Below are 13087 nucleotides of genomic sequence, written 5' to 3'. Positions count from 1 at the left end.
CCCGCTTCACCCCAAAAATTCTCGGCGGGCGCCGGCGGAGCGCGGCCGACTCGCCGCAGGACGCTACTGCGCCTCCGCCGTCCGGCCGATCACTGAGCGATAGACCTTGCTCAGCCAGGAGCTGCGCTCCTCGCGCGGCTCCAGGCCGCCCGATTGCAGGAGCTTGTAGGCGTCCTTGTACCAGGGGCTGTCCGGGAAGTTGTGACCGAGCACGGCCGCCGCGGTCTGGGCTTCCGCGGTGATGCCGAGCGCCATGTAGGCCTCGACCAGGCGCTCCAGCGCCTCCTCGGCGTGGCGGGTCGTCTGGTACTTGCTCACGACATCGCGGAAGCGGTTGATCGCGGCCGGGAAGTTGCGGCGCTCGAGGTAGAAGCGGCCGACTTCCATCTCCTTGCCCGCGAGCTGGTCGCGGGTGATCTGGATCTTGGCCTTGGCATCGGCAGCGTATTCCGAGGTCGGGTACTTCTGGACGAGCTCCTGCAACCCGACCAGCGCCTTCTCGGCGCGGTCCTGGTCGCGGGTGACGTCGGGGATCTGCTTGTAGTGCGACATCGCCATCAGGTATTGGGCGTAGGCCGCATCCTTGCTCGCCGGATGACGCTTGATGTAGCGCTGCGAGGCCGAGATGGCGTCGTCGTACTTCGCGCCCTCGTAATTGGCGTAGGCCGTCATCAGCAGCGCCTTGCGCGACCAATCCGAGTACGAATACTGCTTGTCGAGGTCGCCGAACTTCTTGGCCGCGGCCTCGAAGTCCTGGTCCTCCATGCGCGCCAAGCCCTCGCTGTAGAGCTTGTCGGCCGGGACATCCGGGACGACCTCAGGCTTGTACTTCTCGGCGAAGGGGTTGATCGAATCGAGGGCATCGCAGCCGCCGAGGCCGAGGCCGCAGAAGGCCACCACCAAGGCGGCGATCGCGGAGCGATTGAGATCAGCCATAGGCATTGTCAGACATCCCCCAACGGACGCGGCCGAATTCGGCTTCGCATCGTCAAGCCATCACAAGCGTCGGTCGAGTGGCTGACGGCACCATGCCATGATCCGGGTGAACCGCACCCGCGACCTCGCCGCTTTTCACAGACGATTCACCTCTGACGCCCGATTTGGGCGCGAAAGCGGCAGGTTTTCCAATCGGGAGAACGGCCGCCCGGTGTGGCGCTGCCGCTACAGATCGACGGCGAAGGCGGCGATGCCGAGGCCGGCGCCGAACTCGGCGAGCACGGTCTCGCGGCGCGTGCCCTGCGCCTCGACGATGGCGTAGTTCGCCCGGTCGGCGAAGAGCTGGGTGAGCACGCCGACGTTCAGCCGGTGGCCGCCGCAATAGGAGCGGTAGGCGCCCTGGAGCGGGAGGCCGGCGAGCGCGAGGTCGCCGACCGCATCCAGGAACTTGTGGCGGACGAACTCGTCGGCGTAGCGCAGGCCCTCGGGGTTGACGACCGCGTTCTCACCGACCGCGACGGTGTTCTCGAGGGAGGCGCCCAGCGCGAAGCCCGCCTTCCAGTAGCGCTCGACGTCGCGCATCATGCCGAAGGTCCGGGCCGGGGCGATCTCGCGGCGATAGGAGGCCGGGGTCAGGTCCATCGCCTTGCGGCTGCGGCCGATCACGGGGCTCTCGAAATCGATCTCGACGTCGAGGCGGAAGCCGCGGTCGATGGGGCGGAGCTCGGCGAAGGCGCGGTCGTGCTCGACGCGGACGGGGCGAAGCACCTTGATCCAGCGGCGCAGGGCGGAGCAGGTCACGGTTCCGACGGCGTCGATGGCTTCGACGAAGGGACGCGCGCTGCCGTCGAGGATGGGCATCTCGGGCCCGTCGATCTCGACGAGGACGTTGTCGACGCCCAAACCGTAGAGGGCGGACATCAGGTGTTCGATGGTGGCGACGGCGCCGGTCTCGATGTCACCGATGACGGTGCAGAGTTCCGTGGCGGAGACGCAGGCATGGTGAGCTTTGATGAGCCGGTCGTTGCCGGTGGGGACGCTGGTCCGGAGAAAGGCGATGCCGTGGTTGGCCGGAGCGGGTTTGAGCGTGACCGCTACCGGGTTCCCGGAATGGACGCCGATGCCGTGGAGCGTGGCCGGCGCCTTGAGTGTTGTTTGTTGGTTCGTCCGCATTCCCTAGCCCTCGGCCGTGATCCGGTCACGCGCCTCCGCCTTGCGGGGCACGCCACCTTTCTGATCCGTCCGCTGCTTGAAGCCCCTGCGAGCGCTGACGGCGAAACCGCCGCGCCTTTTTCGTTCCAATTTTTCTATAGCCGCGCCCCGAAAGGCCGCCAAATCACGCTTTCTTACCGTCTGTTACAGACACGCTTTTGTCGCGCGTTCTGAAAAGCTCAATTCCCGGAATGTGTTAACAATGCGTTAAACCCGGGACCTTTCGGTCCCGGGTCTGTTGCAGAAAAGCAGCAATTGTCGACCGGAACGGCGCTCAGTTCGCCTGCCGACGCAGGAAGGCCGGGATCTCGAGCTGGTCGTCGTCCATCATCCGGGGCTGGGGCGCGGCCCGACCCTGCGGGTCGAGGTTGCCCTGGGCCGGACGATATTGCGGCGCCTGGGCGACGGCGGGTCGCTTGGGAACCTCGGCGTAGACCGGCGGCTGGGGCGCGACCGGGCGGACCGGAGCAGCGGCCTCCGGCTCCTCGCGGCGTCCGCCGAAGCCGACGGAGGCGAGGCGGCGCAGCAGGTTCATCCGCTTCGAGTCACCGGCGGGCTCCGCCGGCTCCTCGCCGCGATGGACGCGCAGCTGCGCCTGGGCCGGCATGGGCAGATCCTGGATCTGCGGCATGCGCGGCGCCCGGGCGACCGGCACGGCCGGACGCGGCGGCACGTAGGGACCGGCGACGGGGGCCTGGACAGGCTCCGGCGCCGGAGCCGGCAGCGGCATCGGCTCGTAGGTGGCGGCCCGCGGCTGGGTCTGGGTGAGGACGACCTCGTCGCGCACGACCGGCGCGGCGGGGATCTCGGCCCGGACCGGCTCGGGTGCGGCCTCGGTGGCCTGGGCCGCCTGGACGGGCGCGGGCTGCGGGGCGGCGGGCTGCTCCTGGGTCGTGGTGCGCAGGGTCGGAACGGGGGCTTGCGCCACCCGGGCCCGGGCCTCGGCGCGCAGGCGCTCGGCCACCTCGGCGATGCGCTGCTCGGTCTGCGCGATCTCCGGGTTGCCCTGGGCGCTGGCGGTGATCAGCGCCGGCTCGATGCCGGTGGCGACGACCGAGACGCGGATGATGCCGTCGAGGCTCTCGTCGAAGGTGGCGCCGAGGATGATGTTGGCGTCCGAATCCACCTCCTCGCGGATGCGGGTGGCGGCCTCGTCGAGCTCGTAGAGGGTGAGGTCGTTGCCGCCGGTGATCGAGATCAGCAGGCCGCGCGCGCCCTTCATCGAGACGTCGTCGAGGAGCGGGTTGGCGATGGCCGCCTCGGCCGCGCGGTTGGCGCGCTTCTCGCCGGAAGCCTCGCCGGTGCCCATCATCGCCTTGCCCATGCCGCGCATGATCGCGCGGACGTCGGCGAAGTCGAGGTTGATCAGGCCTTCCTTGACCATGAGGTCGGTGATGCAGGCGACGCCCGAGTAGAGCACCTGGTCGGCCATCGCGAAGGCGTCGGCGAAGGTGGTCTTCTCGGTGGCGACCCGGAACAGGTTCTGGTTCGGGATCACGATGAGCGTGTCGACGGCGGCCTGCAGCTCGGTGATGCCGGCCTCGGCGGTGCGCATGCGGCGCACGCCCTCGAACTGGAACGGCTTCGTGACGACGCCGACGGTGAGGATGCCCATGTCGCGGGCGGCCCGCGCGATGACCGGCGCGGCGCCGGTGCCGGTGCCGCCGCCCATGCCGGCGGTGATGAAGCACATGTGGGCGCCCGAGAGCTGATCGCGGATCTCGTCGATCACCTCTTCCGCGGCGGCCGAGCCGACCTCGGGGTGCGAGCCGGCGCCCAGCCCCTGCGTCACGCCGAGACCCATCTGGATCACGCGCTCGGCCTTGGACGAAGTCAGCGCCTGCGCGTCCGTGTTGGCGACCACGAATTCGCAGCCGAGCAGGCCCGATTCGATCATGTTGTTGACGGCGTTACCGCCGGCTCCGCCGACACCGAACACGGTGATGCGGGGCTTCAGTTCGCGGATGTCCGGCGCCTGCAGGGAGATGGCCATGATGTCGAGCCTCGTGCCTTTCACGGTTTGCATTTGGCGCCTCTCGAGGAAGCGCCGCTTATGGTCCGGGCCTGGGCCCGTGTTGGTCAGAAACTCTCGCGGAGCCAGCGTCCGACGCGCGAGAGGTAACCGTCCGTTCCGGTGGCCGCGAAGGCGCCTTGCCCCCGCGGTTCGAAATGTTCCGCATGCGCCACCTGCGGGTAGACGAGGAGGCCGACCGCGGCCGAGAAGGCCGGGCCCTTGGCCGCCTCGGGCAGGCCGCGGATGCCGAGGGGCCGGCCGATCCGGACCTGCCCCTGCATGATGCGGCGGGTGACCTCGGGCAGGCCGACGAGCTGGCTCGCGCCGCCCGTCAGCACGACACGGCGCCCGGCCTGGGCGGCGAAGCCCGCGTTGCGCAGGCGATCGCGCACCAGCTCGATCACCTCCTCGACGCGAGGCGTGATGATGCGGACGAGCTGGGAGCGCGGCACGTGGGTGGGCGCGTCGCCTTCGTCCTCGCCGACCCCGTGGACCGCGATCATGTCGCGCTCGTCCGACGCCGTGGAGATCGCCGAGCCGTAGAGGGTCTTGAGCCGCTCGGCCGCCGCGACCCGGGTCGAGAGCCCGCGGGCGATGTCCATGGTGACGTGGTGGCCGCCGACCGCGATCGCGTCGACATGGACGAGGTGCCCGCCCTGGAAGACGCCGACCGTGGTGGTGCCGCCGCCCATGTCGACGACGGCGACGCCCATCTCGGCCTCGTCGTCGACCAGGGCGGAGAGGCCCGCCGCGTAGGGCGTGGCGATCACCGCCTCGACGCCGAGATGGCAATGCTCGACGGCGAGCATGAGGTTGCGGGCCGACGCGGCTTCGGTGGTGACGACGTGGAGGTCGACGCCGAGCGCGTCGCCGATCATGCCCGAGGGGTCGATCACGGCGCCCTGCCCGTCCAGCGAGTAGCCGGTCGGCAGCGCGTGGAGGACGGCCCGGCCGGGGCTGACGCCGTGGGCGCTCGCCGTCTCGAGCACCCGCTCGACGTCGGAGCCCATCACCGAGCCGGAGCGCACCGCGACGCGGGCCTCGAAGTGCTGCGAGGCGAGCCGCCCGCCCGAGGTGTTGACGATGACCGACTGCACCTCGCACTTGGCCATCCGCTCGGCCGCGTGGACCGCCTGACGGATCGCGCCCTCGGCGGCCTCCAGGTCGACGATGGCGCCGCCCTTGAGCCCCTGCGAGCGCTGGTGGCCGATCCCGATGATCCGGGCGAGATGGGTGCGGCCGCGCAGCGTCGAGAGCGCCTCGGCGGGCTGCAGCTCGGCGATGAGGCAGACCACCTTGCTCGTGCCGATGTCGAGCACCGACAGCGTGGCGCTCCGACGGGCGGAGAGGGGTTTGAGCCGCGGCGTGAGGCCGTGTTGCGAATGCATCTTGGCTACCGGTCGAAGGCGGGGATGGTGGAGCGGGACGCGAGGCGGATCATGTCTCGGTCGCCTTCTTCGGCTTCTTCTTCTGGGATTCGGCCCGGGCGGCAGCCGCCTCCTCGGTGAGCCGCACCACCACCCGGTCGGGCATGCGCAGGTCGACCGCGATGATGTCCTTGTCGAGGATGCGGCTGTCGCGCTGGATCCTGACGAGCCGGGCCAGCGCTTCCGCCGCGCCGGCTTCCGGCAGGCGGATGTCGATGCCGTCGAGCTTCAGCGTCCAGCGGCGGCCCGAGACGAAGGTGCCGGCGCGGACGCGCTCGGCGAGCGGGCCTGCCGATTCGATCAGCCCGAGATAATCCTTGAGGCGCAGGTTCGCGCCCTCGCCCACCACGAGAGGGAGCGCGGCGTAGCGGTCGTCCCGCATCTCGTCGATGACGGTGCCGTCGGCGGCAATCACGGAGATGTCGCCGTTGCGCTGCCAGAGGGCGGCCGGCTCGCGCTCGACCTGATTGATGACGATCTCGTTCGGGTAGAGCTTGCGGACGGAGACGCTGGCGATCAGCGGCACCCGCGACAGGCGCTCGCGGGCCTCCGCGACGTCGACGAAGGGCACGGACGAGCGGGCGTCGATGCCGGCGGCCTGCAGCACCTCGTGCTCGTAGAGCCGGGCGATGCCGGAGATGGTGACGCGCTCGACGCCGAAGCCGGCAACGCGCGCCAGGATGTCGGCCGGCCGGCCGTTCGCGGCCACGAAAGCGTCGTAGCGGCCGCTGGCGACGAAGCCCGTGACGGCGATGCCGGCGAAGGCCGCGGAGAGACCGAGGGTTCCGATATGAAGAGGAAAGCGCTGCCCGGAGGGAGCGAAGCGGGAGCGGCGCGCCGGGGCGAGGCGGCGCAGGAAACGTGCGGCGAGGCCGTCGCCAGCCTGACCGGCGGCGCTCAGCGACCCAACGTTGCGTCCTCCACCATCCATTGGACGAGCTCACCGAAACTGAAGCCCGCGTGGGCTGCGATCTCCGGCACAAGGCTGGTCTGGGTCATTCCGGGTTGCGTGTTGACCTCCAGGACGACGAGGGCACCGGTTCCACCCGGTGTATCGTCGTAACGAAGGTCGGCACGGCTGACGCCCCGGCAGCCCAGTGCTTGATGCGCCGTTAACGACAACTCTTGGACACGCTGGTAAACATTTGGTTTAATTTCCGCCGGCAGCACGTGGATCGACCCCCCCTCGGCATACTTGGCGTCGAAGTCGTACCACTCGCCCGTGGCGGGCTTGATCTCGATGACTCCGAGCGCCCGGTCGCCCATCACCGCGCAGGTCAGCTCGCGGCCTGGAATGTAAGTCTCCACAAGGACTTCGTCGCCGTAGGTCCAGTCCGGGCGAGCCAGTTCCTGGGGCGGGTGCGAGCGCCCCTCGCGCACGATGATGACGCCCATCGAGGAGCCCTCGGCGATGGGTTTCACCACGTAGGGTGGCGCCAGCGGGTGTGACTTTGCGGCCTCATGACGGTTAACGACGCGGCCCTCCGGCACGCTGACGCCGGCCGCCCTCATGATCGTTTTGGCACGTTCCTTATGCATCGCGAGCGCGGAGGCGAGCACGCCCGAGTGGGTGTAGGGAATCTTCAGGATCTCAAGCAGGCCCTGGATCGTGCCGTCCTCGCCCGCTGGGCCGTGCAGCGCGTTGAAGGCTACGTCGGGCCGCAGCGCGCTCAGCACGGTCGCGATGTCGGGCTGCACGTCGACGGGCGTGACCCGGTAGCCCTGTCCCTCCAGCGCGCGGGCGCAGGCGGTGCCGGAACTCAGCGAGACCTCCCGCTCGGAGGACCAGCCACCCATCAGGACGGCGACGTGCTTGGGCATAGTTGGTCTCCGGAGAGGGGGAGGGGCACTATTCAGAATCAGGGCCGGTCGATGAGGGTCGCGCGGCCGGACTTTGATGGATGGCTATACTGGCGACGACCTCCGTGGGTCGCCACCAGAAATCATCCTGGGCCTCGATCAGGCGGATGATGTCGCGAAACTTCATTCCGGCCTCTGCGACCATGATCACGAGCGGGGAAGCGGCAGACCAATCCGCTTGATCTCCCAATGCAGATCCACGCCGGAGGTCTCGCGAACCCGCCGCCGGACCTCCTCGCCCAGTCCCTCGATGTCGGCGGCCGTGGCGCCCTCGCGGTTGATCAGGAAGTTGCAGTGCATCTCGGAGACCTGGGCCCCGCCCATGACCAGCCCTCGGCAGCCCGCCGCGTCGATGAGCTGCCAGGCCTTGCCGCCCTCCGGGTTCTTGAAGGTCGACCCGCCGGTGCGCTCGCGGATGGGCTGGGCCGCCTCGCGTGCGGCGGTGACGCGATCCATCTCGGCCTCGATCGCCGCGCGATCGCCGGGGCGACCGCGGAACAGGGCGCTCGTGAAGATCACGTCGTCGGGCGCCGAGGAGTGCCGATAGCGAAACCCCATCTCCGCATGGGTGAAGCGGCGCAGGCCGCCCTCACGGTCCACGCCGCGCGCCTCGACGAGCACGTCCGTCGTCTCGCCGCCATGGGCGCCGGCATTCATGCGCAGGGCGCCGCCGATCGAGCCCGGGATGCCGCGGTAGAAGGCGAGCCCGTCGAGCCCGGCCTCGGCCGCGGCCTTGGCGAGCCGCACGTCCGGAACGGCGGTGCCCGCGCGCAGGGTCTCTCCCTCCACCTCGACCGAGCCGAAGGCCCTGCCGCCGAGCCGCACCACCACGCCCGGCACGCCGCCGTCGCGCACGATCAGGTTCGAGCCGAGGCCGATGACGGTGACGGGAGTTTGGGAGTCCAAGGCCGCGAGGAGAACGGACAGGTCTTCCTCGTCGGCCGGCGTGAACAGCACCTGCGCCGGCCCGCCCACCCGGAACCAGGTGAGGTCGGCCAGGGACTGATTCGCCAGCAGGCGCCCGCGGAGGCCCGGAGCGGCCGCGCGGATGGCGGGTGTGATATCGGGGAAAGCGGTCATTGGTGCGCATTCCCTCTCCCCGCGGGCGGGGAGAGGGCCTCGTCCCCCTTGCCGGGGACGGGGCGAGCGGAGCGGGGGTGAGGGGGAGCAGCAGGATGAGGCGAAACCGAGTCCGCTCTCTCCGAAGCCACCCCCTCACCCTCGCCCTTCGGGCTCACGCCGGCCCCGACGAGGGGGCCGGCGTCCTCTCCCCGCCCACGGGGAGAGGGGGGGAGCGCGGCGAGGATCGTCTCGATCACACCGTCGATGTTGTTCATGATCTCAGGATTCCAGAATCGAAGGATGCGATAGCCCCTCGCGGCAAGCCAAGCATCCCTGGCCTCGTCACGCGACGATTCCGCATGCTGGCTTCCGTCGGCTTCGACGATCAGCTTTTCCGAGCGGCAGAGAAAATCTGCAACGTAGGGACCGACGCTCTCCTGCCGTGCGGACTTGAAGCCCGCAAGGCGGCGATTTCTCAACCTGCCCCAGAGGCGACGCTCGGCCTCGGCCTGATCGGCGCGTAGGTGTCGGCGAAAGCCGGTGCGTTCCGGATCGCCCAAGCGCATCGACCACTCACGCCTTCAGCGTCGCCAGTTCCCCCGGCAGCGCGTAGGCCCATTGCGTGATGTTCCCTGCGCCCAGGCACACGACGTAATCCCCCTCCCCGGCCCGGCCGGCGATGATGCCGGCGAGGTCTTCCGAGCGCTCGAGGGCGATGGCGTCGCGGTGGCCGCGCGACTTGAGGCCGGCCACGAGCCCATCCCGGTCGATGCCCTCGATCGGCGCCTCGCCCGCCGCGTAGACGGGGGCGACGATGACCGTGTCGGCGTCGTTGAAGCAGGTGCAGAAATCGTCGAACAGCGAGGCGAGCCGCGTGTAGCGGTGGGGCTGGACCACGGCGATGACGTTGCCGTCGGTCGAGGCGCGGGCGGCGCGCAGCACGGCCTTGATCTCCACGGGATGGTGCCCGTAATCGTCGAAGATCGCCGCGCCGTTCCACTCGCCGGTGCGGGTGAAGCGCCGCTTCACGCCGCCGAAACCGGCCAGCGCCTTGCGGATCGCCTCAGGCTCGACGCCGAGCTCGTGCGCGACGGCGAGCGCCGCGGTGGCGTTGAGCGCATTGTGCTTGCCGGGCATCGGCAGGACGAGGTCCTCCATCTCCATGCGGAAGCCGGGGCGACGGTCGCGGATCATCACCCGGAAGCGGCTCTGGCCGCCCTTCAGGTCGATGTCGATGAGGCGCACGTCGGCCTGCGGATTCTCGCCGTACGTGATGATGCGGCGGTCCTCGATATGCCCGACGAGGTCCTGCACCACCGGGTGGTCGATGCACATCACGGCGAAGCCGTAGAACGGGATGTTGTCGATGAAGCGCCGGAAGGCGTCCTTCACGGCCTCGAACGAGCCGAAATGGTCGAGGTGCTCGGGATCGATATTGGTGACGATGGCGACGTCGGCGGGAAGCTTGAGGAAGGTGCCGTCCGACTCGTCGGCCTCCACCACCATCCACTCGCCCTCGCCCATGCGGGCGTTGGTGCCGTAGGCGTTGATGATGCCGCCGTTGATGACCGTGGGGTCGAGGTTTCCCGCGTCCAGCAATGTCGCGACCAAGGACGTCGTCGTGGTCTTGCCGTGGGTGCCCGCGATCGCGACGCAGGACTTGAAGCGCATCAGCTCGGCCAGCATCTCGGCGCGGCGCACCACCGGCAGGCGGCGCTCGCGGGCGGCGGCGAGCTCGGGGTTGTCGCGCCGGATGGCGGTGGAGACCACGACGAGGGCGGCCGCCTCGACGTTCTCGGCGGCGTGGCCGACGAAGGTCCTCATGCCCTTCTCGGCAAGCCGACGGACGTTGGCGTTGTCGTTGGCGTCCGAACCCTGCACGGTGTAGCCGAGATTGTGCATCACCTCGGCGATGCCGGACATGCCGATGCCGCCGATGCCGATGAAATGAATGGGTCCGAGCTTGTCGGGCAGCTTCATGGCGTGAACCGGTCTCGTGGGACGGGCCGAGGCCCGACATAGAAGAGAAATCAGGTGCGGGCGGCGGTCTCGATGACGAGGCCCGCGAGCCGCTCGGCGGCGTCGTGAATGCCCGCGCTTTTGGCCGCTGCCGCTGCCGCGGTCAATTTTGCCGGCGCCTCGAAATAGTCGACGAGCTCGGCGGTGAGCCGGTCGGGCGTGAAGGCGCTCTGCGGGATGGCGAGCGCCGCGCCGATGGCGGCGAGGGTCGCGGCGTTCGCCGCCTGATCCTGATCCAGCGCGCCCGGCAGCGGGACCAGGATCGAGGGCCGGCCGATCGCCGCGAGCTCCGACACCGTGGAGGCGCCCGAGCGGGCCACGACGAGGTGGCTGCGGGCCATGCGGCCGGGAAGGTCGCGGAAGAAGGGCGCCGCCTCGACGCTCGCGAGGCCGAGGGCAAGGTACTGGTTCTGGACCTCGGTCAGGCTTTCCGCGCGCACCTGCTGCACGAGATGCAGGCGGGCGCGCAGGTCCGCCGGCAGCTGTGCGATCGCCTTGGGCACGATCTCGCCCATCACGGCCGCGCCCTGGCTTCCGCCGAACACGAGAACGTGCAGGCCGTCGGCCTCGCCCAGCGGCGGATAGGGTGTCTGGGCCGCGGCGAGCACCGCCGGCCGCAGCGGGTTGCCGGTATGGACGCGGGGCGCGGTCGCCTTGTCCGGCACGCCGCGGACGTCCCGGAAGCTCGTGGCGATGACCCGGGCGCCACGGGCCAGGAAGGCGTTGGCCCGGCCCATCACGGCATTCTGCTCGTGCAGGATGGTGGGCACGCGCAGGATCTGGCCCGCGAGCAGGGGCGGCACGGTCGGATAGCCGCCGAAACCGACGATCGCGGCGGGGTTGATGCGCCGGATCTCCTTGGCGGCCGAGCCGAAGCCGCGCCCGAGGGTGAGGAGGGCGCTCGCCCGCTTCACGAGGGAGCGGCCGGACGGCGTCGCGGAGGCGATCGTCACGATCTCCGAGGCGGGAAATTCCGTGGCGATGGAATCGACGCGGGCGTCGGTCGCGAGGGCCACGCGCACGCCGCGCGCGCGGAGCGCATGCGCCAGGCTCTCGGCGGGGAAGAGGTGACCGCCGGTGCCGCCCGCGCAGAGCAGGACCGTGGCTTGGGCGACGCTCAACGCATCACTCCCGCGACGGTCGCCGGCGCCGTGCCCGGCGGCTTCTGGCTCAGCATCACGGTGCGCGGACGCTTGCGGGTCAGCGCGATCAGGAAGCCCATGCCCAGCGCCAGCGAGATCAGCGAGGAGCCGCCATAGGAGACGAAGGGCAGGGTCATGCCCTTGGCCGGCATCAGGCGCACGTTCACGGCCATGTTGATGCAGGCCTGGAGGCCGAACAGGGTGGTCAGCCCGGTGATGGCCAGCCGCGTGAAGACGTCGTCGGTGCGCCGCGCGAGCTTGAGGCCGCGCATGACGATGAAGGCGAACAGGCAGACGAGGCCGAGGCAGACCACCGCCCCGAATTCCTCGCCGGTCACCGAGAAGATGAAGTCCGTATGCGCATCGGGCAGGTGGCGCTTGGCGGTGCCCTCCCCCGGGCCGACACCGAGCCAACTCCCCGCATTGAAGGATTCCCGCGCCCAGAATTCCTGGAAGCTGTCGCCGGAATCCTTGTCGAGGAAGCGGGTAATGCGCTCGCGGACGTGGTGCAGGAAGGTGTAGGCGACGCCGACGCCGACGAGGCCCGCGAGGCCGAGGCCGGCCACCCAGAACCAGTGCAGCCCCGCCACGAAGAACAGCGCGCACCAGACCATGGTGATCAGCATCGTCTGCCCGAAATCAGGCTGCAGGATCAGCGGCACAATGGTGATCGGCAGAACGAGGAGCGCCAGGAGCCGGCCCGGCATGTCGCGCCGCTGCGCGCCCTCCGAGAAGGCCCAGGCCGCGACCACGACGAAGGCGGGCTTCACGAATTCGGACGGCTGCAGGCCGAAGGGGCCGAACTGGATCCAGCGGTGGGCGCCCTTGATCTCGGGGCCGAACTTGCTCGCCAGGATGCAGAGCCCGACGCCGGCGATCCAGGTCCCGAGCGCAAGGCGCCGGACATGGCGCAGGGACAGGAACGAGACCGCCACAATGATCACGAGCGTCGGCGCGAGGTAGAGCGCCTGCCGGTTCAGGAAGTGGAAGGTCGGCAGTCCGAGCTTCTCGGCCACCGGCGGCCCGCCGCCCATCAGGAAGACGAGGCCGGCCACCATCAGGGCGGCAAGGCCCGCGAGCAGGCCGCGATCGACGGTCCACCACCAATCCGTCAGGGGCGTGCGTTCCGCGCGGGACATCATGGGGCGTGACTCTCCGTGCGCCCGGAGAACGCCCGAGCCGCACGGCGCGATCCTGTGCGGGAATGGTAAACCAATTCTTTCCATGCGGCGCCCCGCCGGCGGCGCAGATGAACCGATCGCACGTCGATGCGCCCGATCCGCACGATTTCTCTTGCTATTATTCCTAAGCTGTGTTTCTAATCCGTCACCTGCTGCCCGGTAGTTGAGGGTGCTTGTCCGGTGACCGACCGGGCGGGCTTTGGGCGGCAGGGCGGTGCCCGCGTCGGAGGCTCG

Annotated in this window: 11 protein-coding genes; all 11 read right to left on the bottom strand. The window is 69.8% G+C overall.

What is annotated here, in order from left to right; all coding sequences use genetic code 11:
* Positions 1 to 63 precede the first annotated feature (63 nt).
* Complete coding sequence (locus MFF55_RS04760; RefSeq protein ID WP_238242940.1) at positions 64 to 942, bottom strand: outer membrane protein assembly factor BamD; 879 nt, start codon at positions 940 to 942, stop codon at positions 64 to 66.
* Positions 943 to 1161: 219 nt separating this feature from the next.
* Positions 1162 to 2109, bottom strand: coding sequence for a UDP-3-O-acyl-N-acetylglucosamine deacetylase (gene lpxC / locus MFF55_RS04755; protein ID WP_238242939.1), 948 nt, complete (start codon positions 2107 to 2109; stop codon positions 1162 to 1164).
* Positions 2110 to 2422: 313 nt separating this feature from the next.
* Positions 2423 to 4141, bottom strand: coding sequence for a cell division protein FtsZ (ftsZ, locus tag MFF55_RS04750; RefSeq protein ID WP_238242938.1), 1719 nt, complete (start codon positions 4139 to 4141; stop codon positions 2423 to 2425).
* A gap of 86 nt (positions 4142 to 4227) precedes the next feature.
* Positions 4228 to 5550 carry a cell division protein FtsA gene (gene ftsA / locus MFF55_RS04745; protein ID WP_238242937.1) on the bottom strand — a complete coding sequence of 441 codons (1323 nt, stop codon included), beginning with the start codon at positions 5548 to 5550 and terminating at the stop codon, positions 4228 to 4230.
* 49 nt (positions 5551 to 5599) lie between these two features.
* A complete protein-coding gene (locus tag MFF55_RS04740; protein ID WP_238242936.1) occupies positions 5600 to 6520 on the bottom strand; it encodes a cell division protein FtsQ/DivIB in 921 nt (306 codons plus the stop codon).
* On the bottom strand, positions 6487 to 7410 hold the full coding sequence (locus MFF55_RS04735; protein WP_238242935.1) for a D-alanine--D-alanine ligase: 924 nt from the start codon (positions 7408 to 7410) through the stop codon (positions 6487 to 6489). Before MFF55_RS04735 ends, MFF55_RS04740 begins: the two co-directional genes overlap by 34 nt.
* 186 nt (positions 7411 to 7596) lie before the next feature.
* Positions 7597 to 8529, bottom strand: a complete 933-nt coding sequence (gene murB / locus MFF55_RS04730) for a UDP-N-acetylmuramate dehydrogenase (protein ID WP_238242934.1) — start codon at positions 8527 to 8529, stop codon at positions 7597 to 7599.
* Complete coding sequence (locus MFF55_RS04725) at positions 8526 to 9077, bottom strand: endonuclease domain-containing protein (RefSeq protein WP_238242933.1); 552 nt, start codon at positions 9075 to 9077, stop codon at positions 8526 to 8528. Before MFF55_RS04725 ends, murB begins: the two co-directional genes overlap by 4 nt.
* Before the next feature lie 7 nt (positions 9078 to 9084).
* Positions 9085 to 10491, bottom strand: a complete 1407-nt coding sequence (gene murC, locus MFF55_RS04720; RefSeq protein ID WP_238242932.1) for a UDP-N-acetylmuramate--L-alanine ligase — start codon at positions 10489 to 10491, stop codon at positions 9085 to 9087.
* 50 nt (positions 10492 to 10541) lie between these two features.
* Positions 10542 to 11651 carry a UDP-N-acetylglucosamine--N-acetylmuramyl-(pentapeptide) pyrophosphoryl-undecaprenol N-acetylglucosamine transferase gene (locus tag MFF55_RS04715; RefSeq protein ID WP_238242931.1) on the bottom strand — a complete coding sequence of 370 codons (1110 nt, stop codon included), beginning with the start codon at positions 11649 to 11651 and terminating at the stop codon, positions 10542 to 10544.
* Entirely contained in the window at positions 11648 to 12814 is a 1167-nt protein-coding gene (locus tag MFF55_RS04710; RefSeq protein WP_238242930.1) for an FtsW/RodA/SpoVE family cell cycle protein, read from the bottom strand. The genes MFF55_RS04715 and MFF55_RS04710 overlap by 4 nt, the downstream gene beginning before the upstream one ends.
* Positions 12815 to 13087 lie beyond the last annotated feature (273 nt).

The organism is Methylobacterium iners (genome assembly GCF_022179305.1).
GTDB classification, from domain to species: Bacteria; Pseudomonadota; Alphaproteobacteria; order Rhizobiales; family Beijerinckiaceae; genus Methylobacterium; species Methylobacterium iners.
Note: the sequence above shows the minus strand (reverse complement) of the source record. Positions and strands in the feature narration are given on the sequence as shown.

Coding starts and splice junctions, on each gene's coding strand:
- MFF55_RS04735 (WP_238242935.1), bottom strand. CDS start 7,410: ATGCCCAAGCACGTCGCCGTCCTGATGGGTGGCTGGTCCTCCGAGCGG.
- ftsA (WP_238242937.1), bottom strand. CDS start 5,550: ATGCATTCGCAACACGGCCTCACGCCGCGGCTCAAACCCCTCTCCGCC.
- murB (WP_238242934.1), bottom strand. CDS start 8,529: ATGACCGCTTTCCCCGATATCACACCCGCCATCCGCGCGGCCGCTCCG.
- MFF55_RS04740 (WP_238242936.1), bottom strand. CDS start 6,520: ATGGATGGTGGAGGACGCAACGTTGGGTCGCTGAGCGCCGCCGGTCAG.
- MFF55_RS04725 (WP_238242933.1), bottom strand. CDS start 9,077: ATGCGCTTGGGCGATCCGGAACGCACCGGCTTTCGCCGACACCTACGC.
- murC (WP_238242932.1), bottom strand. CDS start 10,491: ATGAAGCTGCCCGACAAGCTCGGACCCATTCATTTCATCGGCATCGGC.
- MFF55_RS04710 (WP_238242930.1), bottom strand. CDS start 12,814: ATGATGTCCCGCGCGGAACGCACGCCCCTGACGGATTGGTGGTGGACC.
- MFF55_RS04760 (WP_238242940.1), bottom strand. CDS start 942: ATGCCTATGGCTGATCTCAATCGCTCCGCGATCGCCGCCTTGGTGGTG.
- ftsZ (WP_238242938.1), bottom strand. CDS start 4,141: ATGGCCATCTCCCTGCAGGCGCCGGACATCCGCGAACTGAAGCCCCGC.
- lpxC (WP_238242939.1), bottom strand. CDS start 2,109: ATGCGGACGAACCAACAAACAACACTCAAGGCGCCGGCCACGCTCCAC.